We start from the raw sequence: 22,541 nt of genomic DNA on the forward strand, positions 1-22,541 counted from the left end.
TGAATTGAATAAATTCTAAATGATCTATTGAACTTTCCTTTATACATAGCCAAAAGGTATTTGTTTTCAAAAAGTGGTACTAATGCAATAAACATAATTACGTTTATTGCAACATTCGGAGTTGTTGTAGGAACCATGGCTTTGTTTGTTGTCTTATCAGGTTTCTCTGGCTTACGTAACTTTAGTGATTCCTTACTCAGGGCCTCAGATCCTCCCATAAGGATAACTGCAGCCAAAGGAAAAACCTTTTTGTTTACCGATAAGGTGGAAGAAATTATTGCTGAAAATAAAGGAGTAAAAGCTTTTTCGAAAGTAATTGAAGAACGGGTTTCATTAAAATATAAAGATAAAAACCATATTGCTTATATTAAGGGGGTAGATGAGTATTATAATCAAATTGTTCCTATAGATAGTGCTTTGAATGTTGGGGTCTGGCTGGATAAAGAATATAAAAACACTGCTGTTATTGGTTATGGAATTTCGTATAAACTATCACTTAGTGCCTATAACTTTGGTGAAATGTTGCAGGTTTTTGTTCCAAAACCGGGAACAAGATTTATCAGGAGTTTTAAGAAAGCCTTTAACTCGGTGGATACACAAATTGTTGGTATTTATACTGGATCAGAAGAATTTCAAAATAAATATGTTTTTACCAATATAGCACTAGCTAGAGAATTGTTGAATTACGATCAGAATACAGTTACTGGTATTGAAATAAAATCAAAAAAGTCTTTCGATAATGATGAGCTTAGAGATGAGTTGCAACATAGTTTAGGAGATGAGTATGTTGTGAAAACGAAGAAGGAGTTAAATGCACTGTATTATAAGGTTGTGAATACTGAAAATTTTATTTCATACCTCATTTTTACATTAATAATAATCATTGCCTTATTTAATGTAATAGGATCTATAATAATGATGATTATTGATAAAAGAAAGAACCTAAAGACATTGCTAAATCTGGGTGCAGGGCTTAAGGAAATTAAGGGAGTTTTTATTTATCAAGGGTTTTTATTGGTGATCATTGGAATGGTGATTGGATTAGTGCTCGGTATAGTATTGGTATTGTTACAGCTCCATTATGGTATATTTATGATCACGTACAACTTGCCTTATCCAGTTGAGTTTAGGTGGTTTAATGTATGGGTGGTTTTTGCAACTATTAGTGTACTTGGCTATCTTTCCGCAAAGATTGCAAGTTCTAGAATTTCCGAAAATTTTATAAATAAATAGCGTAAAAGGTTTGTTCAGAACAGCTTTGTCTCAGTTAAAGATTCCCGAATTTTTCTTTAACGAATTCAAACGTTTCAAAAACATCTTTTGGGTCATCACTAGTAACCATTTTTAAACGGTATTCCTTAAAATGAGGGATTCCTTTAAAATAATTGGTGTAATGTCTTCTTGTTTCAACAACACCCAAATGTTCACCTTTCCAATCAATGGCCATTTCTAAGTGACGACGAGCCATTTCAGCACGTTCAGTAATGGTTGGTTTTGGTAAGTGTTCTCCTGTTTTGAAATAATGCTTAACCTCATTGAAAAACCAAGGGTAACCTATAGAGGCTCTACCTATCATGCATCCATCCAATCCATACTTGTCGCGCATTTCTAGCGCTCTTTCAGGAGAATCAACATCACCGTTACCAAAAACAGGTATATGCATTCTGGGGTTATTCTTTACCTCGGCTATAGGTGCCCAATCTGCATTCCCCTTATACATTTGTGCTCGTGTACGACCGTGAATTGAAATCGCTTTACAACCAACATCCTGCAGTCGTTCAGCAACTTCTACTATCCGGATAGAATCGTGATCCCAACCTAAACGAGTTTTTACGGTAATCGGTAAGCTCGTATGTTTTACCATTGCTTCAGTAAGCTTTACCATTAAATCAATATCTTTTAGTATCCCAGCACCAGCTCCTTTAGAAACTACTTTTTTTACAGGGCAACCAAAATTAATATCAATAACATCAGGCTTGGTTTTTTCTACGATTTCAACCGAACGTAACATAGAGTCTAAATTCGCTCCAAAAATTTGAATCCCTACAGGTCTTTCTTTCTCATAAATATCTAATTTCATAACGCTCTTCGCAGCATCACGAATCAAACCTTCTGAAGAAATAAACTCTGTATACACCATATCAGCACCATTCTCTTTGCATAAAGCTCTGAAAGGAGGATCGCTTACATCTTCCATTGGAGCTAGCAGCAAAGGGAAATCTGGGAGCTGTATTTTATCAATCTTAACCAAACCTAAAAATTTTGGCAAATTTAGGCTTTATTTTTTAGCTACAAAAAAGGTTTCTTATAGGAAAGTAAGTGTATCGGATTTTAAACAAAAATTAATGTAAATAATTGAAGAATAGTGGCAGATTTAATAAAATAACGGTCGTTGATACTTTTTTTTGAATATATGATTCAATCATTTTTTCACTCGTGCTTTTGTTTTTCTATAGATGGTGTTTATAGTAAACCAATGCGAGTGGTAAATTAACATCATATAAGAATGTAATACTATTTACCATTTGAATTTACCGCAATAAAACGTCTTTTTCCCTTTCTATTTCGGTATAACAAGAAATTATAGCTACTGCTATTATTGATTTTTCTATCTTATAAAAAGAAAAAAGACTCATTTTCTTTTACAGTAAATTCAAACAATAACTGGTACAAGCTCTATGCAAATCATTTTTTAGTTAATAAACTAGAGTATCTGTGGAAGTGTATTCGATAGGTTATGTTTACTAAAATTATCAATAACAGTCGAGAACTGTGCTCGACTTGATATTAAAAGGAGTTTCGTGAATTACTATCACGTCCTAAGGTAAATAATGGTAACTGCCTAAGTATATTTGTTTTTAAAACACCCTGACAATATTGAATCCGAAAGCAATATCTCCTTCTGTTTTACTGATATATCCTGGTTCATTGGCAGATTGGGAGTTGGTAAATAAGAGTTGAAATACATGTCCTCCTGTTTCAATATCAACCCCAAAAGTATATGGGTCTGTAAATTTTGAGTTTTTATGACGATTAAAATTGTGTGCATATTCGGCATTTAAACTTACTCTTTTACTTAACTTATATCTGCCTCCTATGCCTATGGCAAATTGATTGTTATTGGGTGTGATGGTGTTGTTGAGATTTTGTAAATTTTCACGTATAAAAGTAGGGGCTAGTTCAATAGAAAAATTCTTAGACATTCTTCTAGAAGCTAGTAATTGCAGTGCATAACTATACCTGTCTGAATCTTTTAATTCCGGAAAGGTAGTTTTATTAATTAAAGTATTTCTGTTGATGGAAGCAAAACCAACTAGGTTTATAGGGAACTTTAATGATTGTTGGGTAATTCCAAATTTGGTAGCAAACGTATATGTCTTATCAAAAGATTCCCTACTTAAACTAAATTGAACACCTTTCCAAAAACTGTAGAGTAACTCAATTTTAGTATTTGCATTATCGAGACCTAAAAACGTATCGAATCCGTCTTTAAGAGGGCCAAATCGATGTGAGACAAATAGGTACAAATCACCTTTATCAGCAATTTTAGTTGATTGTAAATTGCCAATTTTTAAAGTTTTAAAGGCAGGTAATTCATACAGGTGTTCGGTTGTAATACTGTCTAGTTCTTTTAATAAATCATCTTGAGCAAATAGCGTAAGTGATGATGCTTTTAGTAATAGTAAAAGAACCGTTGCTTTTTTTAAAAGGGTTACTGTAAAATACATTGGTTAAGTTTTAATTCATTAAGGAGGTCATCATAGCCAATTACAACCCCTTTAATAGTTATTTGTTCATTTTTATTTTGGGTGATCATAATATCTCCTCTCAATTGACAGAAAATAAAGCCATCTATAATTAGTCCACCCGTTACAATGTCTGTAATCATACCGTTTAATACCACTGTTTTATGGTTCCAGTTATTTGGGTCTTTTTGAAGTTCAATGATGAAATTCTCAGAGCCTCCCGTATAAAGAGCATCCTTTTCCTCAGTAGTTTGATGAGGTTTATAAATCTGTTTGTAAATATTGGCGACACCAACCAACAGCAGCAGTATGGCAAGTACCAATAATAACCATTTATTTTTTTTCAAAGAGTTCATAATGAATACTAATCACAATCTGATCAGCGATTTTATTTCTCACAATATTAGGGATTTTGATTTGAAAATCACTCGGATTTACGGAAAAATCACCTGTCACTTCTAGCTTGTTATCTTTCGTTTTGAGTATTTTTATGGGAAATGAAATTTGTTTTGTAACGCCTTTGATTGTAAGGTCTCCATTGATGTTAAAATTGTTTTCATTACCAATGTTTGCTAGATCAAAGTTATTTATTTTTCCTCTGAAGATTGCTTTTGGGTACTGGTTGGAATCCATATAGTTTTCATTAAAGTGTTCTTGCATTAATGCTACTTTAAAATGAAAGGCACTAATAAAAAGTTGAGAAGCAATATTTCCGTTTTTTGTTAAGATAACAGAAGTACTCTTATTGATAGCTTCAACAGGTTCAAAAGCATCTATTGATGCTTTGAACTCCGTTGTACCAGTTCTTGTGTATAGTTTTTGAGAAAAGACTATTTGAGAAATTAGTAATAGAAATAAAGTGAATTTCATTGGTATTAATTTTCAAGGTAACCGTCATTTTTCCATTTTTCTATAATAGAAATAATTGAACTATTTTGACCCGATGGTGGCATAGGGTTAGAGCTGCTATTAATTCGCGCAATAAGATTGCCGTTTTCAGCCGCGTTTTTTACCTCAGTGTAATTTGTTAAAGGTAGTCCTTCCTTTGGGTCAACTGAATCATGACAAGCAGATGCTGTGCAACTATTATTGATCAATGTTTTCACATCTTGATCATAGGTTGTTTTTGAAGATGTTGGTGGTGGGGTTGGGTCGCTAGTATCGTCTATTTCCGATGATGAACATTGGTAAAAAAATAGACTTAAGGCTAAAAGCACGGTTGTTTTTGTTAACGTTTTCATTGAATTGTTGTTTTTGTGTTATGTAAAAGTCGCTTTTATTGCGATTTTCTTACTTTTTTATTTGTTATTTTTAGGTTTGTTCAGGTAAAGTAAGGAATAATTGTGGATTTATATATTGTTAAACTCGTTAAAAGGGTATAAAAGCTAGATAAAAGGGAAAAATATGGTCTAAACGGGACTTTTTTTGTGTTGAAATATCGAATATTATTTCGTTTAGGTAAATGAAGAAGATGGTTTCTTTTTTTTATATCTAAGCCTTACTTTTTATTTGCTTACGGCTTTAAATAACGTATCTTTGTCGGTCATCAGTAGATAGAATTAGGTACATGAAAAACATTAGAAATTTTTGCATCATTGCGCATATTGACCATGGGAAAAGTACATTGGCGGATAGATTGTTGGATTTTACAGGAGCCGTTACTGAGCGGGAGAAGCAAGATCAATTATTAGACAATATGGATTTAGAGCGTGAGCGTGGTATTACCATAAAATCTCATGCCATTCAGATGGACTATATTCACAATGGAGAGCCTTATATTTTGAACTTAATAGATACGCCAGGACATGTTGATTTTTCGTATGAAGTGTCTCGTTCAATTGCAGCTTGCGAAGGAGCTTTGTTAATCGTTGATGCTGCTCAAAGTATCCAGGCACAAACAATTTCTAATTTGTATTTGGCTTTAGAGAATGATTTAGAAATTATACCAGTATTAAATAAGGTTGATTTACCAAGTGCAAGTCCAGAAGAAGTAACAGATGATATTGTTGATTTACTTGGGTGTAATGCAGAGGATGTAATACCGGCTAGTGGAAAAACTGGTTTTGGAGTTGATAAGATATTAGAAGCCATTATAGCTAAAATACCGGCACCTTCTGGTGACCCAAATGCACCGTTGAAAGCTTTAATTTTTGATAGTGTTTACAATTCTTATAGAGGAATTGAAACCTATTTTAGGGTAATGGATGGTTCTATTAAAAAGAACCAACAAATTAAATTCATGGCAACTGGAAAAGACTATGGTGCTGATGAAGTAGGAACTTTGAAATTACAGCAAGTTGTAAAGGAAGAGATAAAAACAGGTGATGTAGGGTACTTGATAACAGGTATTAAAGCGGCTAAAGAGGTGAAAGTAGGAGATACAATTACTGATTTTAAAAACCCTACGGCGAAAAATATTGAAGGTTTTGAAGATGTAAAACCGATGGTTTTTGCTGGTATATACCCTGTTGATACTGAAGATTACGAGGAGTTACGTAACTCTATGGAGAAGTTACAGCTAAATGATGCTTCGTTGGTTTTTCAGCCAGAAAGTTCTGCAGCACTTGGATTTGGATTTCGTTGTGGTTTTTTAGGAATGCTGCACATGGAAATTATACAAGAACGTTTAGAACGTGAGTTTGATATGACCGTTATTACAACGGTTCCTAACGTATCATACCATGCCTTTACAAAGAAATATGTAGACGAAATTATTATCGTAAATAATCCAACGGATTTGCCAGATCCATCTAAATTGGATAGAGTAGAAGAGCCATTCATTAAAGCTGCAATCATTACAAAATCCGATTTCGTCGGACAAGTAATGGGTTTATGTATTGAAAAACGAGGGCAAATTATAAATCAGACGTATTTAACACCAGAGCGTGTTGAGCTAATTTTTGAAATGCCGTTAGCTGAAATTGTATTTGATTTCTATGACCGCTTAAAAACAGTTTCTAAGGGATATGCCTCTTTTGATTACCATCCAATTGGTATGAAAAAATCGAAACTGGTGCGAGTTGATATGCTCTTAAATGGTCAAATTGTAGATGCACTTTCAGCGTTATTACATGCTGATAATGCCTATGGTATAGGAAAACGTATTTGTGAAAAATTAAAAGAATTGATTCCACGTCAGCAATTTGATATTCCTATTCAAGCTGCCATAGGGGCGAAGATTATAGCTCGTGAAACCGTGAAAGCATTGCGTAAAGATGTAACAGCTAAATGTTATGGAGGTGATATATCTCGTAAACGTAAGCTTTTAGAAAAGCAAAAGAAAGGAAAAAAACGTATGCGTCAAGTTGGTAATGTAGAAATACCACAGCAAGCGTTTATGGCAGTTCTTAAATTAAATGATTAAACAGAATTGTAATAATTTATATAATAAACTCTCTTGAATTACACATCAAGGGAGTTTTTTATTAATTCTCCAACCATTTTCTAAAGTCTGATGTTGTAGAAGAGCTCGTCATTACCTTTTCTTTTCCACCTGTAATCGTTATTAATAGACGGTTTTTAAAATGACTTTCGATGTGCTCTATATAATTGATATTAACAATCTCACTTCTGTTTATTTTGAAAAATTTATAAGGATTTAGTTGTTTACTTATTGATCCTAAATTTTGGTTTATTATATGGCGCTTGCCATTATGATCAATAGCAATGCAAAAATCTCCGGAGGCTTCAATTAAACTAATATCACTTATGTTTAGAAGCTGAATCCCGCTAGCTTTTTTAATTACAAACCTCTTTTTATAATTTGTGTTTTCTTGATGTAACGCTGATTTTAAGCTGTGAATTGTTTCGCTGTTTAAAGAGTTGTAAGTTCCTTGTTGAAATAGGGTTTTGTATTTTTCTATAGCTTTGGTAAAATCTGTTTTAGTGTAGGGTTTTAAAATATATGCAATTCCGTTAGTGTTAAAAGCTTTAAATAAATAGTCATCATGAGCTGAACAGAAGATTATAGGGCAATTTATGGGGGATTCTTCAAATAAATCAAATGAAATTCCATCTAATAATTGTATATCAGAAATAATAAAGTCATACGTGTTTTCTTTTATAAACTTCATCCCTTCTTTTATAGATCGAGCCCAGTGATGCTCGCAGTCGTTTTTGAAAAACTCTTCGATATAAGAACTTAATTTTTTATAAGCTGGAATCTCGTCTTCTAAAACTAAAATGGTCATACTCATTTTTGTGTTTAAGGTTAGTCAGTCAATTTTATTACAGGGATCATTACTTTAAATTGATCTTTAGTATCATGAATAATTACTTTTTTATTGGATAGATGACCGTAACGGGTTTTTAAATTATCTAAGCCTGTGCCAAAGGATACACTTTTAGTTTTAAGAGTGGATCTAGTATTAGCAATAATTAGGTATCCCTTATGCATAGTAATATTCACTTGAATGGGGTCTTCATTGGGTTTGTTGTGTTTTACTACATTTTCTAGTAAGGTTTGAACAGCTCCTGTTGGAAGAAACATGTCTTTTGTTTTTATCGCAGTGTCAATAGTAAATAAATAATCGTCTTCAAACCTTGTTTTTATTAGGAAAATATAATTTTCAGCTAAACTGAGTTCCATGTTTAGTTCCATTACTTCACTATCTTTCGTTTGAATTAGGTATCTGTAGATTAACGATAATCTATGGATATATTCTTTTGATTTTTCTGGGTCACTATCTATTAAAGAGTCTAAGGTGTTTAAATTGTTGAATAAAAAGTGAGGGTCGATCTGAGAACGTAACAGTTTTAGTTCATTTTCTTTTTGTTGTTTCTCAATCTGTAGATATTGATTTTTACCTTCGTAGAATTTCTTGGTTAACAATAAGGCAAAAGGAAAAGAAGTTTCACTTGCCCCTTTGTCTAACATTTCTAATACAAAATCCAATCCTTTGGGGTAGTATTTCCATGAGTTGTTTCCTGACCAAAAACCGATCGTATAATCTATGGCTGTTAACGATACCATAATGATGATACCTGTAATGGTGAAAAATAAGTATTTCTTTTCTCTAACTACTTTCGGGATTAACCAATAAACAAAAACAAAAATAATACCGCATACACAAAGAAGTTCAATAGGAAAATCTATAAAATATTCTCGTAGAAGGGCTTCTCTTTGGTAATAATCTTTCCCTTGGATGGAAAAGGAAACAACAAAGTATACAATTAAAATATAAATGTCAGATTTATTTAGTTTGGTGTTCATTAAAAGTGCTTTTTTAAATAACCCTTCTTTTTGTCAATAAAAATGATTCAATTATTTCAAGGATTTAACCAGCAATGAGTGCTGTTTGGTTAGTTATTTTCTATGGGTTTAATTATTGTCATTTATTCTATTCTCTTCTTCTTTTGATGAGTTCCGTTCCGATTTCTTTTTTCCGAATTTTGAACCAAAACTATATATCAATCGTAACTGAATATTTTGCCTAGATTGGTTGCTCTCTACTTGGGCGTTTAAATTATTTTGATTGATAGAACCAACATATCCTCTATTTAGGATTTTATAAAGCCCTAAATTTACTTTTAATTTGTCATTCATAAAATTTTTTCCTAATGAAAGATTTGCGTCGGCAAACCATTTCACATCCATGTTACCTTCCAGCGTTCCAGTACCATAACTACCATTTATTTCGGCATTTATTTTCCAAGGTAATTCATAGCTTGCATTCAGAAACCAGATTAAATTCCATTTTGAAAGATCTAAATTATATTGAAAAGAGGTGAAATTATTATATCCTACTATTGCTCCAGTGTACCCTTCAAGGCCATCGATAAAGTTTAAAGGGCCAAATAACCTGAAATTCCAGTGTTTCCTGTCATCTAAATTAATCGTAGTTCTGTTAATTTCGGCGGTAGCATCATTTTGAGAAATGTATTTAAACATAGAGTTCTGGGTTTCACTATATCCAATAGTAAAAAAAGGTTGCTCATCAAAGGTTAGGTTGAATTGAAAATTGTCTGTAAAAGACGGCTTTAAATTTTCATTTCCTATTTCTGAAGAAAGTGGATCATAGTAGGTTACAAAAGAATTTAACGTATTGTAATTGGGTCTTCTGATTCGATAACTATATGATAGGGTTGCGCCTAATGATTTTGTTAGTTTTCTACTAAATGAAATACTTGGGAACAGTTTAGAAATTACGTTGCTTTTGGTTTCATTATCGTGAGTTGAAGTCCCTTTGGTGTCGCTTTTTTCGAAACGTAACCCACCAGAAAAAGACCATTTCCCTTTAGCGTAGTTTAGTTTAGTATAGAAGGCAATGATGTTTTCATCTACTAAAAAACGATTACTTTCAGTAGGCTGATAATCGAATGCCCCAGAGTTATTCTCAATAAATGATTCAAGGTCATTTTCGGTGTCGACCAAGGCAATCTTACTCCCGAAATGTAGTTTAATATCTTCGGAAAAAGTTCTGGTATAGTCAACTTTAAAGGCTTTTATCTGATATTTTCCATTTTGTAGATAGCGTCGGTTGGTGATATCTAGATTCCCACTAGTTTTGTATAGGTTGTTAACGTTGTCGTTACTGTAATCAACATAATTAAAATCAGCTACCAATTTGTGCTTGTCATTTAAGAATTGGTAAAAAGGATTAATATTGTATACAATCTGATCTCTGTCAAAATTATTTTCTGAACGTAGGGTGTTTAATAGTGTCGGTTTAGTGATATATGTCGTACTATTAGAAGTTCTGTCCGATTTGGTAGCATTGCGTTGTAGTCCGATTCCGATAGAATGATGATCATGAATATAATAATCGATGTTGGCTCCAACTCGGAACCTTTTCGGATTGTATGGCTCTTTTGTGGCTTGATCGTAAATGGTATCTTTTATAGTACGTTTTATAAAAAGATCTTCTCGCCAAGTAGGGCTTGAATGTCCTATACTTATTTGCCAGTTTAATTTGTTTTTATAACTTGAAATTGCTGCACTTGTGCCGTATTCAAGACCTTGATCTTCTCCAATCCAAGCGGAAATGTTTCCATGAGTTCCTAGTGTAATGTTTTTCTTTAAAATGATATTTATCAAAGGGCCAGAACCTTCTGCATCAAATTCAGATCCGGGTTGCTCTATTAATTCCACTCTTGCGATATTATCGGCAGGCATGTCTCTTAATAACGTGTCTATATCCATATAATCAGTGGTCTTACCATTAATTAGAATCCTGACATCACTTCTGCCAGCAAAATTGATTCCATTATTGGAAACGATAATTCCGGGAACTCGTTTCATAACATCTTGTAAGTTCGAGTTTTTCATTTCGGATTGTTCTAAGTCAACGATGAGTTTTTCAGCAGTTTGTTTTATTACTGGTCGTTTTGCTTTAATTTCAACTTCATTTAAGGTTTGATTTTTTTCTTTTAAAGTGAAATTTATAGTCTTATTTTTTGATAATTCAAATGCCTTGGTTTTTTCTATTTCAAATCCTAAAACGGAAACTTCAATATGGTAGAAAGCTTCATTTATCTTTGAAAATATAAATTCCCCTTCATTGTTGGTGATTTCACCAATAGGCGAACTGTTTGCTTTTGTTGAATGTAAAATTACATTGGCAAAAGGAATAGGTTGGCTGTTTTCGTCGATTATTTTGCCCGATACGGAATATTGAGCATAACATGCAAAAATGCCAAAGCACATGATGAATAGCGTATTTAGATATTTCATAGTTTTTTTTTGATGAACTGAGTACAAAAATGGATATAATGACCTTAGATTAAAATCAAATTCTGATGAGGTGGGGTAATTTTACGATAAAAACATTCTTTTTATTGTTATACCATTTATGGCTTGAAATCAGGGTAAAAGAAAATGACTATTTTTTTTCTTTTAAAAATTAAGTATAGCCGTAGCTTATGGTTTCTTTTCTATTGAATATTTCCAGTTTAATTCTTGAATGTTTTTAGGTGATTTAGGACGTGGGATAATCTCTCAAACACTAAAAAAGGCCTGTATGGAAAATACAGACCTTTTTCAGTGTGAATATTTGGTTATTAATCTCTACTAGCAGCCATTAAGCGAAATGCCCAGTAAAGTAGCATTGCTAATGATCCAAGAGCAGCTACCAGATAAGTTCTAGCCGCCCATTTCAAGGCGTCTTTTGAACCAGATAACTCTTCTCTTGTAACTATATGTTTGTTTTCTAACCAAGCTAGTGCTCTATTACTAGCATCATATTCAACAGGTAAGGTGATAAAGCTAAATAAAGTACCAAGGCCCATAAAAACAAGACCCGCATAACCAATAGCCATACCAATTTGCGGAGCACCAGAGCCTAAGGCAATCATTATACCCCCGATAATCATCCATTGTGAAAAACGTGAAGATATACTAACCACAGGCACCAATTTCGAACGCATTTCCAACCATTTATATGCTTTTGCATGTTGAACCGCGTGTCCTACCTCGTGAGCAGCAACTGCAGCCGCCGAAGCATTACGTTGGTTATAGACACTTTCGCTCAAATTAACAGTTTTGTTTCTAGGGTTATAGTGATCCGTTAACATCCCTGGAGTTGAAATGATTTTAACGTCGTAAATACCGTGATCGTGTAACATTTTTTCAGCGATTTCAGCACCACTCATCCCATTTCTAAGATGTATTTGAGAGTATTTTTTAAATTTTCTCTTTAAAGTATTGCTTACCATCCAACTGAAAAGAGAAATAATTCCCATTAATAAATAAAATCCTAACATATTCTCTAAAGTTTAAATTTTGTGTCGATTTTGTTTAATAAATTTACCGCATAAATTATTCCATAATATAACAACTAATAATTATATGTCAAAATGGCAATAAAACCAAAAATACTTATCGTATATACAGGAGGAACCATCGGAATGGTCAAAGATTATAAAACCAAGGCTTTGAAAGCATTTGATTTTAGTCAAATCTCAAATAAGATTCCTGAATTGCAACAGTTACATTGTGATATAGAAACTATTTCATTTAAGGAGCCGATAGATTCGTCAAATATGAATGTTGGCTATTATATTGAAATAGCCGAAATAATTGCTGATAATTACACCAAATTTGATGGCTTTGTTGTTTTGACCGGTTCTGATACTATGTCTTATGTGTCTTCGGCTATTAGTTTTATGTTTGAAAACCTACAAAAACCAGTAATTTTTACAGGATCTCAATTGCCAATTGGAGATTTGCGCACCGATGCAAAGGAAAACTTAATAACCTCTATTGAAATAGCGTCTACCTTAGAAAATAATGAGCCCGTAATTCAAGAGGTCGGATTGTATTTTGAATATAAGTTGTACAGAGCGAATAGAACCACAAAAATTAGCGCAGAACAATTTGAGGCTTTTTCGTCAATGAATTATCCGCCCTTAGTAGAGAGTGGTGTACACTTGAATTTTAACTATCCTATATTACTTAGAAAATATAATAAAGAAGAAAAGTTAATTTTTAGAAAAAAATTAGATAGTAATATTGTTATTTTGAAATTATTTCCTGGGATAACTGAAGTTGTAGTAAGGAGTTATTTGAAAATAGAAGGGTTAAGAGGAGTCATTTTAGAAACTTACGGAGCAGGAAACGCGCCAACAAAAGAATGGTTTGTAAACCTACTAGAAGATTTTATAAAACAGGGAGGTCACGTTGTAAATGTGACTCAATGTTCAGGAGGGAGTGTTATTTTAGGTCACTATGAAACTAGTACTAATTTGAAACGGATTGGTATTATTGATGGTAAAGATATAACCACCGAAACTGCGGTAGCAAAAATGATGTATTTGTTAGGTGAAAACTTGACAAAAGAACAATTTAAAGATTATTTCGAGATGTCTTTGAGAGGAGAGATTAGTGAATAACTTAAAAATGGGCTTATTTTAGGATGTATAAATGCCTGAAATTCTTGAAAAAAGGACGTTTTAGTAATGTTAATATATAAAATCGTTATTTTTTTTTTAAGAACCAACATTTTTTTGTTACTTGCCAGTCTGAAATATAAAAATGCAATAAGTGCACTCAAAACTATTACTTGTTAGCGTTTTTGTATTAAAATCATAGTAAAATTTGTATTTTTAACCCGTTAACTATTTAAAATTAATTATAACAAAATGAAAAAAGTAGTAAATATCCTAACTATAGCAGGATTTATGTTTTTAGGAGCTATTCAATCAACGTACGCTCAGGAAGCAGCAGCTGAAAAAAGTGAAACTTTTCATCAAATATTAAAAAGATATTTCATCGAAGGGGGTCCAGGCTTTATGGGAATCGTATTGGTAGCTTTAATTTTAGGTTTAGCTATTGCAATTGAAAGAATTATATATTTAAACATGGCTACAACAAATACTAAGAAGTTAGTAGCGAAAGTAGATGAAGCATTGAGTTCTGGTGGAGTTGAAGCTGCTAAGGAAGTTTGTAGAAATACAAAAGGGCCAGTTGCTTCAATATTTTATCAAGGTTTAGAAAGAACTGATGAAGGGTTAGATGCTGCTGAAAAAGCTGTAGTTGGATACGGTGGAGTACAAATGGGCTTATTAGAAAAGAATATTTCTTGGATTTCTTTGTTTATCGCATTAGCACCGATGTTAGGTTTCATGGGAACTGTAATTGGTATGATTGGAGCGTTTGATGCAATTGCTGTTGCAAACGATATTTCTCCAGCGGTAGTAGCAGGAGGTATTAAAGTAGCACTTTTAACAACAGTATTCGGTTTAGTAGTAGCTATTATATTACAAATTTTTTATAACTATATCATTTCTAAAGTTGATAGTATCGTAAACAATATGGAAGATGCTTCAATTTCTTTAATTGATTTGTTAGCTAAATATAAAAAATAGGAGCTCATTATGAATAATAAATTAATAACAATAATTGTAGCATTACTTTCACTTGTCGGCATAATCTTTTTCGCTAGAGTTATGGGAGTTGATGAAGGAAATTCTCAAGAAATGTCAGGAGCGGTTTCGCCTTTGGTTACTTTTTCGTTAGTGCTTTTGGGCCTAACGGTTGCAGTAACAGTATTGGCATCACTGTGGAGTTTGTTTAAAAATTCTAGTGCGCTAAAAAAATCATTATTAGGTCTAGTAGTATTGGCTGTTTTATTTGTAGTGTCTTATATTTTCTCTAGTGGATCTGAGGTGATAGATGCTAATGAAAGAGTTATTGCAGTTGCTGATAGTAATGTTTCTAAATTTTCAAGTACTGGTATTTGGTATAGCATCATTTTAGTAGTGATAGCAGGATCATTTTTTGTATATGACCTCCTGAAGGGTTTAATTAAATCATAGTATAGTATGGCAAGAAGAGAAAACCCAGAAATTAATGCAGGCTCAATGGCAGATATTGCCTTCTTGCTACTTATCTTTTTCCTTGTAACAACTACGATGGATGTCGATTCAGGTATTCCTAAAAAGTTGGCTGAAAAAACGGATGTTAAACCACCGATTGTAAAAGAGAAAAACATCTTTCAAGTTAGTATTAACCGAAATAATCAACTTTTTGTAGAAGGCGATATTTTAGAATTAAAAGACTTAAAAGATGCTGCAGTTAAGTTCATAGACAATGGCGGTGGCAAAGGAAACCCGATCGGAGGTGAAGGTGATCCACAAGCATGTGACTATTGTAAAGGTAGTAGAGATCCTGAGTCTTCAGACCACCCTAATAAAGCTATTATTGCTGTAGAGAGTGATAGAGGTACTGAATATGGAACTTATGTAACCGTGCAGAATGAGTTGTTAAGAGCTTATACAGAGTTACGTAACAAATTGTCTCAAGAGAAGTACGGAATTAGTTTTACAGAGCTTGAACAAGCCTTTAAGGATAGTGCTAGAAAGGACTTAGATTTGAAGGAAAAGGTAAAGTATATAAAAGATAGGTATCCTCAAGTAATTACTGATACCGAGCCAACTAATGTTCAATAATAATTAAAAGCAAGAATTATGTCTAAATTTAGAAAGAAGAAAAAAGGTTTGCCTGCGGTATCAACGGCGTCTTTACCAGATATTGTTTTTATGTTATTATTCTTTTTCATGGTAACAACTACGATGAGAGAAACGGACTTACTAATTGATGCACCTAGTTTACCTAGTTCTACTGAGGTGAAAAAGTTGGAGCGTAAAAGCTTAGTAAGTACAATTTACGTTGGTAAAGCGAAAGATGTGAAATATGGTACAGGTTATAACAGAATTCAGTTAAATGATAAGATAGCTACACCTGAAGATGTACCTTCTTTTATTTTTTTAGAAAGAAGTAATATTTCTGAAGCTGAAATTCCATTTATGACTACTTCTATTAAAGCAGATAAACAATCGAGTGTAGGTACATTAGCCGATATTCGTGAAAAATTAAGAGATGTAAATGCCCTTAAATTAAGTTTGTCAACCCATAAAGGGAGCGCAATAAAAAAGTAAGTACACGTATTTAATGATATAAAAAAGAGTGCAGTCGTCAAGATTGCACTCTTTTTATATAATAGAATTTATTTTATCCTTTTTTATTATTACATTAATTGGCGAATAGATACTTGATGGTAATCGAAACAAACAAGAAATCAATACAAATTTCATGTATAACTATTTAAAAAATATATTCTTACTGATTTTAATAACTTGCACTACCTGTCTTTTTGGTCAAAAAGATTCATTGCAAATTGGAGATACCTATTTTGAAGATCAGTTATATTTAGAAGTAACTTATAATGTATTATTCCATCAACCAGACGAGGCCAATGCTAGTGGTTTTTCTTATGGTGTCTCTGCAGGTTATATGAGAGATATACCCTTAGCTGATAGCGGAAGGTTTGCGTTAGCAGTTGGACTAGGGTATGGGTATGATGCGTTTAGTCATGGTTTAAAAATAACGGATACAGATGGCGATCTCATGTTCGAAACAGCAATTGATAATATAATAGACAACGCATTTATAGCGCATAATCTTGAAATACCTTTACAAATTAGGGTAAGAGATTCAGAAGTCAATAAATATTCGTTTTGGAGGCTCTATATAGGCTGTAAGCTTACGTATAACTTTAGTAATGAATTTAGCTATACAGAAGATGAAAATATGGTGAATTTTAAAAATATTCATGTTTTCAATAAATGGCAAACGGGACTTACTATTTCTGCAGGGTATGGAGCATTTAATTTTCATCTTTATTATGGACTGTCACCTATATTCAAAAATGCCTTGATAAATACTACAAACCCAATAAATACGAAAATCTATAAACTCGGGTTAAGTTTCTATCTCTTATAAGAAATAAAAATAGACAATAAATTGAGAGATGAAACCCAGAAAAAAGCCGGAATATACTTCTGTAGGAGTGTGAGCTTTTAGATGTAATCGTGAAGAGGCTAAAAGACCAGAAAGCACAATAAGAGCCATTATAATTGGTAATATGCGTACATTATGAATCTGTTGAAAAATAAGAAAATATCCTATTGCTCCCCCCATAGATAGCAGGTGTAAGCTTGACTTTAGTTTGGTGAAAAATAAAATATACGTAATAATCAAAGCCAATACGATACCGTAAAAGAGAAAGCTTAAATCTCTTACCATACTTAATTTTTGAAATAATTGGGCTAAGAAGTAAAGAAGGGTGATCATTAAAAATAAAGGGAGTTTTCTTTCTTTAATACTAAAAACACTATATGAATTTATGTAACCAGTGGCTTTAAGCACCACTAAAAGTAACAAAGGTATAACATAAGTAGAAATAAAAACAATGCCTAGAACTGTTAACTGTTGTTGTTGATTAAGCGTAATTGGAGAAAAAATTAGATACAAAAAAATGCCAATAGTAGGAATTACAATTGGATGTAAAATCGCGGATATAAATTTTTGCCAACGCATTAAATTTCTTTTCTTAGACGAGCAACAGGAATATCCAATTGTTCTCTATATTTTGCTACCGTTCGTCTTGCAATAGGGTAGCCTTTCTCTTTAAGAAGCTTAGAAAGTTTTTCATCAGTAAGAGGCTTGCGCTTGTCTTCGTCAGTAATGACAGTTTCTAAAATTTTTTTTATTTCTCGTGTTGAAACGTCTTCTCCTTGATCGTTTTTCATTGATTCTGAGAAGAATTCTTTAATCAATTTTGTTCCATACGGTGTAGAAACATATTTACTATTAGCAACTCTTGAGACTGTGGATACATCCATGTTTATTTCATCTGCAATATCTTTTAAAATCATTGGTTTTAATTTACGCTCATCACCTGTTAAAAAATATTCTTTTTGGTAGTGCATAATTGAACTCATAGTTACCAATAAAGTTTGTTGGCGTTGCTTTATAGCGTCAATAAACCATTTAGCGGCATCTAGCTTCTGTTTTATAAATAATACGGCGTCTTTTTGTGATTTACTTTTATCTTTAGAATCTTGATAGCCTCTTAACATATTATTATACTCCCTGGAAACATGAAGTTCAGGTGCATTACGTGAGTTTAAAACAAGTTCTAATTCCCCCTCAATAATTCTAATGGTAAAGTCAGGAACTATTTGTTCTGCAATTTTATTATTACCAGCATATGAACTACCTGGTTTTGGGTTGAGCTTTCCGATCTCATTGATGACTTCTTTTAGCTGTTCTTCAGAAATATTAAATTTTTCCAAAAGCTTTTGAAAGTGCTTTTTTACGAAATGGTCAAAAGCTTCTTCTAGTATTCTTATTGCTAAAGCGGTATTTTCTTTTTCCGATTTAGCTTTTAATTGGATGATTAGACAGTCTTTTAAATTTAAAGCACCAACACCTATTGGGTCAAGATTCTGTACTACTTTAGTGAGCACAGTTCTTACTTTGTCTTCAGTTGTGAAAACATTTTGAGTGAACGCTAAATCATCCACTAGATCTATAATTTCTCTTCGTATATAGCCACTATCATCTATACTTCCAACTAAAAATTCAGCAATAGCTTTCTCTTCATCATTAATTCTGAAAGTACTTAATTGGTTTTTTAATGATTGATGAAAAGAGGTTCCTGCTGCGTAAGGTATTTGTTTTTCTTCATCATCCGCTGAATAATTATTTGCATGGGTTTTGTAACTAGGGTATTCATCATCACTTAAATACTCATCAATATTAATGTCGTCAGTATCTATCTTTTCATTACCAGTATCATCATATTCAAGATCATTGGTAAGCGTCTCATCAATATTTGTATCTTCTTCTTCTTTACCTGTATCCAATGCTGGGTTTTCTTCAATTTCCTGCTTTAATCGCTCTTCAAAAGCTTGTGTAGGCAACTGAATTAGTTTCATCAACTGTATTTGCTGAGGAGATAATTTTTGAAGTAATTTTTGATGTAAACTTTGTTTTAACATATTTACAAAGATATGAATTTGAGTAAAACAAAATCGCCATTCTTTAAGGAATGACGACTGTATATTTACGATGCTGTGTTTTTTTTAAAACTCCGCGTTTTGAGGTGTTCTAGGGAAGGGTATTACGTCTCTAATATTACTCATCCCTGTGGTGAATAATACCAAACGCTCAAAACCTAAACCAAATCCAGAATGCACTGCCGTACCGAATTTACGTGTGTCTAAATACCACCATAATTCTTCTTCTTCAATACCTAAAGCAGCCATTTTTTCTTTTAAAACATCTAAGCGCTCTTCTCTCTGTGATCCTCCAACCATTTCACCAATTCCAGGAAATAAAACGTCCATAGCTCTTACCGTTTTACCATCTTCATTTAAACGCATATAAAATGCTTTAATATTGGCTGGATAATCAAATAATATTACTGGACATTTAAAGTGCTTTTCTACCAAATAGCGTTCGTGTTCCGATTGTAAGTCAACACCCCATTCATTAATAGGGAATTGGAATTTCTTCTTTTTATTAGGTTTTGAATTACGTAAAATGTCAATTGCTTCAGTATAGGAAACTCTTTTGAAGTTATTGTCAGCTACAAAGTGTAGTTTTTCTATTAACGACATGTCACTCCTTTCTGCTTGAGGTTTCGTTTTGTCTTCTTGTGTTAATCTGTTATCTAAGAATTTTAAATCATCTTCACAATTATCTAGGACATATTGTAGTACATATTTTATAAAATCTTCAGATAAATCCATATTGGCATCTAAATCATTAAAAGCAACCTCTGGTTCAATCATCCAGAATTCTGCTAAATGGCGTGTAGTGTTTGAGTTTTCAGCTCTAAACGTTGGTCCAAAAGTATATACTTTTCCTAAAGCCATTGCATAGGTTTCAGCTTCTAACTGACCAGACACTGTTAGATTGGTTTCTTTTCCAAAAAAATCTTGACTATAATCAATATCGCCTTCTTCAGTTAGAGGAGCTTTATTAGCTTCAAAATTGGTTACTTTAAATATTTCACCTGCACCCTCTGCATCAGAACCCGTAATTATCGGTGTATTTACATAGTAAAAGCCATTTTGTTGAAAATATTGATGTACGGCAAAAGATAAAGCCGAACGAACACGCATTACGGCACTAAATGTATTGGTACGAATACGTAAATGTGCTTGTTCTCTTAGTTTTTCTAAAGAATGCCTTTTTGGTTGCAATATGGTTTTAGAAACTTCATCAGGATCTGCATCACCCAATATTTCTATGTTCGTAACTTGAACTTCTACGGTTTGACCTTTTCCTTGACTTTCAACCAAACAACCTGTTATGCTAACGGCAGCACCTGTGGTAATTCTTTTCAATAAAGCCTCGTCAGTATTTTCAAAATTTACTACACATTGAATGTTGTTAATGGTAGAACCATCATTTAAGGCAATAAAACGATTGCTTCTAAAGGTTCTAACCCATCCCTTTACATGTACTTCTTGTAAAAACTTATCTGACTGTAATAGTTCTTTTACGCTACTTCTATTCATTATTTCTCAAATTCTTGTATAAAAACAAGCAAAGATACTTTTTTGAGACTAATTGAGCAATTAGGAATTATATTATAAATTTGTTAGTCAATAATCTATAGGTTTATTTTAATGCGAATTAGTGAACAGCGAATTTTAGATCAAGTGAAATTGGATTTAATAGGTAAGGATTCCTATAGAGGAATAACGCTTAGCTATGCTTGGTTAGCCAATCAATTTGGGCATTTTTCTTTAGGTTTTATCCCGACATTTTTTGTGTTTGATAATTTGAAGAAAAATGTGGGCTATGAAAATCCGATAATCTCGAGCTTTATGGTATTCTCTTTTTGGTTTGTGTTTGAATTATATAATTTTTTAGGGCCATTACTAACCTGTAAAATGTCGTTAAGCAGCATTATTTTTATGCCAAAAAAGATAAATATACGTTTCAGCCTAGATGGAGTAATATTGCTTATGATACCGTAACAGACATACTATTTTTCGGACTTGGAGCGTTTAGCTTTTCTCTGTATACTAATGGGGCCAACGATCTTTATTGCTTAATTATTATTCTTGCGTTTAGTTTGTTTTTATTTATCGCTTCAAAGCATTGGTTCTTGACAAAAATGTATCAACATCACGCTAATTATCCATTTCAGTTTAGATTAAGTCAATGGAATTATCCAATAAATGAAAGTGATAAATTAAAAGTATATCACTTTATCAAATCAAAATATAATGGGAATCATCTTTTATTATATGGATCTCAATATTCTGGAAAGACAAGCCTTGGGGTTGGAATATTGAATGAACTTTCTATAAAGCATAAATTGTGTTTGTATGTCAGTGCAATGAAGTTATACCCTTTGTTTTTTATTGAAGACAGAATCTTATTTAAAGCTCCTAAAATTTGGACATGGAAAGATGTAAACTATATGGTTATTGATGATATTAATCCGGGGAGTCCGTTGAAAAATGATTTCGTAGACGCTACACAATTTTTACGATTTTTAGACCCTACAAATACAGGAAAGGCTAATGAAGATGTTTGCGATAAATTGGTGAATAAGAATATAGTTTGGATACTGGGGGAATATGATAAAGAGAAATCCAGTTGGAGAAAGATGCTAATTGAAATAGGGGTGGATCCACGTAAAATAGCCCTACTTAATTTAGATGATTACTTATAAAATATGATTATCGTATGCAAAACTTATTAAATGCGGTAAACTTTTGACATTAAATCTTTTATATAAGGGAATGATTCTTTTTTCGATCGCAGATTGACTCACAGCTAATTGATCGGCGATTTCTTTAAAAGTAAAACCCTTAGAGGCTAAAGTTAATGCTTCCTTTTCTTTTGTGGAAATGCCCAAATGATTAAATAATATTTTACTTAAAGTTTCTTCAAAGTCAGATTTATCTGGACCATAAACTCCGTATTGAACTATATCACCATATTTAATTGATTTGATCGTTTGAGAGGTTCCAATAATTTCTTCAATTTCTCCATTAGCTGCTTTTAAAACACCAACTCTGGAAAATAAGGGGACTATACTGCCGTTTTTGTGAATTTTTTCTACTTCTAGCGTGAAACTATATTTTTCTAAATTTTCGGTCTTAGTATTGATGAAGAGAAGAGCTTTATCATTGAATTCGTTTGAAAAATTGAAATGTCTCGGAGAAGTTATACTAACAATAGTTAACATAGTGATTTCATCATCTGGATAGCCCAATAAACTCTCCCAACCATGAGCATAGATCATTCTATTTTCTTTAAACGAGTATATATATACTGCTTCTCCTGTAAAATTTGGGAGTGTTTTTTTGTAATATTTATAAGATTCACTTTCTTTATTTATTGGAATGTCTGATACTTTTTGGCGAGTATACTCCCCGTACTTATTATTTTTCATATAGCAATTTCTTTTAAATAGTAAACCTGCGAAAAAACACAGTTGAAAATATAATAACTTACCGTTATCTTTACCTAAAATTTTTTATGAC

Annotated in this window: 23 protein-coding genes; 10 read left to right on the forward strand and 13 right to left on the reverse strand. The window is 32.6% G+C overall.

Features of this window, described 5'->3' with window-relative positions:
* The first annotated feature begins 27 nt into the window (after positions 1 to 27).
* Positions 28 to 1,233, forward strand: a complete 1,206-nt coding sequence (locus AC2TDS_RS14225; RefSeq protein WP_484736241.1) for an ABC transporter permease — start codon at positions 28 to 30, stop codon at positions 1,231 to 1,233.
* Positions 1,234 to 1,267: 34 nt separating this feature from the next.
* Here AC2TDS_RS14225 and dusB read toward each other — a convergent pair whose 3' ends face one another.
* The 5 genes from dusB to AC2TDS_RS14250 form a co-directional block, all read right to left on the reverse strand.
* The gene (dusB, locus tag AC2TDS_RS14230; RefSeq protein WP_484738961.1) at positions 1,268 to 2,251 is read right to left on the reverse strand and encodes a tRNA dihydrouridine synthase DusB; all 984 of its coding nucleotides are present in this window, start codon (positions 2,249 to 2,251) and stop codon (positions 1,268 to 1,270) included.
* Positions 2,252 to 2,858: 607 nt separating this feature from the next.
* Complete coding sequence (locus AC2TDS_RS14235) at positions 2,859 to 3,728, reverse strand: DUF5777 family beta-barrel protein (RefSeq protein WP_484736242.1); 870 nt, start codon at positions 3,726 to 3,728, stop codon at positions 2,859 to 2,861.
* A complete protein-coding gene (locus AC2TDS_RS14240) occupies positions 3,713 to 4,102 on the reverse strand; it encodes a hypothetical protein (RefSeq protein ID WP_484736243.1) in 390 nt (129 codons plus the stop codon). Before AC2TDS_RS14240 ends, AC2TDS_RS14235 begins: the two co-directional genes overlap by 16 nt.
* Positions 4,080 to 4,616, reverse strand: coding sequence for a YceI family protein (locus AC2TDS_RS14245; protein WP_484736244.1), 537 nt, complete (start codon positions 4,614 to 4,616; stop codon positions 4,080 to 4,082). Before AC2TDS_RS14245 ends, AC2TDS_RS14240 begins: the two co-directional genes overlap by 23 nt.
* A gap of 5 nt (positions 4,617 to 4,621) precedes the next feature.
* Positions 4,622 to 4,987, reverse strand: a complete 366-nt coding sequence (locus tag AC2TDS_RS14250; RefSeq protein ID WP_484736245.1) for a hypothetical protein — start codon at positions 4,985 to 4,987, stop codon at positions 4,622 to 4,624.
* Between the two features lie 326 nt (positions 4,988 to 5,313).
* On the opposite strand from AC2TDS_RS14250, the gene lepA reads away from it, so the two are divergent.
* Positions 5,314 to 7,110: a translation elongation factor 4 gene (gene lepA / locus AC2TDS_RS14255; protein ID WP_484736246.1), complete on the forward strand. Its 1,797-nt coding sequence runs from the start codon at positions 5,314 to 5,316 to the stop codon at positions 7,108 to 7,110.
* A 61-nt stretch (positions 7,111 to 7,171) separates the two neighbouring features.
* On the opposite strand, the gene AC2TDS_RS14260 is transcribed toward lepA, so the two are convergent.
* From AC2TDS_RS14260 to AC2TDS_RS14275, 4 genes are all read right to left on the reverse strand, one after another.
* The gene (locus tag AC2TDS_RS14260) at positions 7,172 to 7,936 is read right to left on the reverse strand and encodes a LytR/AlgR family response regulator transcription factor (protein ID WP_484736247.1); all 765 of its coding nucleotides are present in this window, start codon (positions 7,934 to 7,936) and stop codon (positions 7,172 to 7,174) included.
* A 20-nt stretch (positions 7,937 to 7,956) separates the two neighbouring features.
* Positions 7,957 to 8,958, reverse strand: coding sequence for a sensor histidine kinase (locus AC2TDS_RS14265; protein WP_484736248.1), 1,002 nt, complete (start codon positions 8,956 to 8,958; stop codon positions 7,957 to 7,959).
* Positions 8,959 to 9,066: 108 nt separating this feature from the next.
* Positions 9,067 to 11,418: a TonB-dependent receptor gene (locus tag AC2TDS_RS14270; RefSeq protein WP_484736249.1), complete on the reverse strand. Its 2,352-nt coding sequence runs from the start codon at positions 11,416 to 11,418 to the stop codon at positions 9,067 to 9,069.
* Between the two features lie 326 nt (positions 11,419 to 11,744).
* Entirely contained in the window at positions 11,745 to 12,446 is a 702-nt protein-coding gene (locus tag AC2TDS_RS14275) for a zinc metallopeptidase (RefSeq protein WP_484736250.1), read from the reverse strand.
* Positions 12,447 to 12,539: 93 nt separating this feature from the next.
* Here AC2TDS_RS14275 and AC2TDS_RS14280 point away from each other — a divergent pair, with 93 nt between their 5' ends.
* The 6 genes from AC2TDS_RS14280 (at position 12,540) to AC2TDS_RS14305 (ending at position 16,965) form a co-directional block, all read left to right on the forward strand.
* Entirely contained in the window at positions 12,540 to 13,574 is a 1,035-nt protein-coding gene (locus tag AC2TDS_RS14280; RefSeq protein WP_484736251.1) for an asparaginase, read from the forward strand.
* Between the two features lie 249 nt (positions 13,575 to 13,823).
* The gene (locus AC2TDS_RS14285; protein ID WP_484736252.1) at positions 13,824 to 14,549 is read left to right on the forward strand and encodes a MotA/TolQ/ExbB proton channel family protein; all 726 of its coding nucleotides are present in this window, start codon (positions 13,824 to 13,826) and stop codon (positions 14,547 to 14,549) included.
* A gap of 9 nt (positions 14,550 to 14,558) precedes the next feature.
* Positions 14,559 to 14,999, forward strand: coding sequence for a hypothetical protein (locus AC2TDS_RS14290; protein ID WP_484736253.1), 441 nt, complete (start codon positions 14,559 to 14,561; stop codon positions 14,997 to 14,999).
* Positions 15,000 to 15,005: 6 nt separating this feature from the next.
* Entirely contained in the window at positions 15,006 to 15,632 is a 627-nt protein-coding gene (locus AC2TDS_RS14295) for an ExbD/TolR family protein (protein WP_484736254.1), read from the forward strand.
* A gap of 18 nt (positions 15,633 to 15,650) precedes the next feature.
* On the forward strand, positions 15,651 to 16,121 hold the full coding sequence (locus AC2TDS_RS14300) for an ExbD/TolR family protein (protein WP_484736255.1): 471 nt from the start codon (positions 15,651 to 15,653) through the stop codon (positions 16,119 to 16,121).
* A gap of 154 nt (positions 16,122 to 16,275) precedes the next feature.
* Complete coding sequence (locus AC2TDS_RS14305) at positions 16,276 to 16,965, forward strand: porin family protein (RefSeq protein WP_484736256.1); 690 nt, start codon at positions 16,276 to 16,278, stop codon at positions 16,963 to 16,965.
* Here AC2TDS_RS14305 and AC2TDS_RS14310 read toward each other — a convergent pair.
* From AC2TDS_RS14310 to asnS, 3 genes are all read right to left on the reverse strand, one after another.
* On the reverse strand, positions 16,960 to 17,562 hold the full coding sequence (locus tag AC2TDS_RS14310) for a hypothetical protein (RefSeq protein WP_484736257.1): 603 nt from the start codon (positions 17,560 to 17,562) through the stop codon (positions 16,960 to 16,962). The two genes, AC2TDS_RS14305 and AC2TDS_RS14310, sit on opposite strands and share 6 nt — an antisense overlap.
* A complete protein-coding gene (gene rpoN, locus AC2TDS_RS14315; protein WP_484736258.1) occupies positions 17,562 to 19,028 on the reverse strand; it encodes an RNA polymerase factor sigma-54 in 1,467 nt (488 codons plus the stop codon). The genes AC2TDS_RS14310 and rpoN overlap by 1 nt, the downstream gene beginning before the upstream one ends.
* Before the next feature lie 84 nt (positions 19,029 to 19,112).
* Entirely contained in the window at positions 19,113 to 20,555 is a 1,443-nt protein-coding gene (gene asnS / locus AC2TDS_RS14320) for an asparagine--tRNA ligase (protein WP_484736259.1), read from the reverse strand.
* 111 nt (positions 20,556 to 20,666) lie between these two features.
* Here asnS and AC2TDS_RS14325 point away from each other — a divergent pair, with 111 nt between their 5' ends.
* Positions 20,667 to 21,020, forward strand: coding sequence for a hypothetical protein (locus AC2TDS_RS14325; protein ID WP_484736260.1), 354 nt, complete (start codon positions 20,667 to 20,669; stop codon positions 21,018 to 21,020).
* A gap of 131 nt (positions 21,021 to 21,151) precedes the next feature.
* A complete protein-coding gene (locus tag AC2TDS_RS14330) occupies positions 21,152 to 21,724 on the forward strand; it encodes a P-loop NTPase family protein (RefSeq protein WP_484736261.1) in 573 nt (190 codons plus the stop codon).
* Here the strand turns inward: AC2TDS_RS14330 and AC2TDS_RS14335 are convergent.
* Positions 21,719 to 22,450, reverse strand: a complete 732-nt coding sequence (locus AC2TDS_RS14335; protein ID WP_484736262.1) for a LuxR C-terminal-related transcriptional regulator — start codon at positions 22,448 to 22,450, stop codon at positions 21,719 to 21,721. The genes AC2TDS_RS14330 and AC2TDS_RS14335 overlap by 6 nt on opposite strands.
* Positions 22,451 to 22,541: the final 91 nt, after the last annotated feature.

Source organism: Tenacibaculum profundicola (assembly GCF_057220795.1).

What these genes read in the sequence shown, in the direction of transcription:
- AC2TDS_RS14235 (WP_484736242.1), bottom strand. Translation starts at nt 3,728, where the DNA reads ATGTATTTTACAGTAACCCTTTTAAAAAAAGCAACGGTTCTTTTACTA.
- AC2TDS_RS14240 (WP_484736243.1), bottom strand. Translation starts at nt 4,102, where the DNA reads ATGAACTCTTTGAAAAAAAATAAATGGTTATTATTGGTACTTGCCATA.
- AC2TDS_RS14245 (WP_484736244.1), bottom strand. Translation starts at nt 4,616, where the DNA reads ATGAAATTCACTTTATTTCTATTACTAATTTCTCAAATAGTCTTTTCT.
- AC2TDS_RS14250 (WP_484736245.1), bottom strand. Translation starts at nt 4,987, where the DNA reads ATGAAAACGTTAACAAAAACAACCGTGCTTTTAGCCTTAAGTCTATTT.
- lepA (WP_484736246.1), top strand. Translation starts at nt 5,314, where the DNA reads ATGAAAAACATTAGAAATTTTTGCATCATTGCGCATATTGACCATGGG.
- AC2TDS_RS14260 (WP_484736247.1), bottom strand. Translation starts at nt 7,936, where the DNA reads ATGACCATTTTAGTTTTAGAAGACGAGATTCCAGCTTATAAAAAATTA.
- AC2TDS_RS14265 (WP_484736248.1), bottom strand. Translation starts at nt 8,958, where the DNA reads ATGAACACCAAACTAAATAAATCTGACATTTATATTTTAATTGTATAC.
- AC2TDS_RS14270 (WP_484736249.1), bottom strand. Translation starts at nt 11,418, where the DNA reads ATGAAATATCTAAATACGCTATTCATCATGTGCTTTGGCATTTTTGCA.
- AC2TDS_RS14275 (WP_484736250.1), bottom strand. Translation starts at nt 12,446, where the DNA reads ATGTTAGGATTTTATTTATTAATGGGAATTATTTCTCTTTTCAGTTGG.
- AC2TDS_RS14280 (WP_484736251.1), top strand. Translation starts at nt 12,540, where the DNA reads ATGGCAATAAAACCAAAAATACTTATCGTATATACAGGAGGAACCATC.
- AC2TDS_RS14285 (WP_484736252.1), top strand. Translation starts at nt 13,824, where the DNA reads ATGAAAAAAGTAGTAAATATCCTAACTATAGCAGGATTTATGTTTTTA.
- AC2TDS_RS14290 (WP_484736253.1), top strand. Translation starts at nt 14,559, where the DNA reads ATGAATAATAAATTAATAACAATAATTGTAGCATTACTTTCACTTGTC.
- AC2TDS_RS14295 (WP_484736254.1), top strand. Translation starts at nt 15,006, where the DNA reads ATGGCAAGAAGAGAAAACCCAGAAATTAATGCAGGCTCAATGGCAGAT.
- AC2TDS_RS14300 (WP_484736255.1), top strand. Translation starts at nt 15,651, where the DNA reads ATGTCTAAATTTAGAAAGAAGAAAAAAGGTTTGCCTGCGGTATCAACG.
- AC2TDS_RS14305 (WP_484736256.1), top strand. Translation starts at nt 16,276, where the DNA reads ATGTATAACTATTTAAAAAATATATTCTTACTGATTTTAATAACTTGC.
- AC2TDS_RS14310 (WP_484736257.1), bottom strand. Translation starts at nt 17,562, where the DNA reads ATGCGTTGGCAAAAATTTATATCCGCGATTTTACATCCAATTGTAATT.
- rpoN (WP_484736258.1), bottom strand. Translation starts at nt 19,028, where the DNA reads ATGTTAAAACAAAGTTTACATCAAAAATTACTTCAAAAATTATCTCCT.
- asnS (WP_484736259.1), bottom strand. Translation starts at nt 20,555, where the DNA reads ATGAATAGAAGTAGCGTAAAAGAACTATTACAGTCAGATAAGTTTTTA.
- AC2TDS_RS14325 (WP_484736260.1), top strand. Translation starts at nt 20,667, where the DNA reads ATGCGAATTAGTGAACAGCGAATTTTAGATCAAGTGAAATTGGATTTA.
- AC2TDS_RS14335 (WP_484736262.1), bottom strand. Translation starts at nt 22,450, where the DNA reads ATGAAAAATAATAAGTACGGGGAGTATACTCGCCAAAAAGTATCAGAC.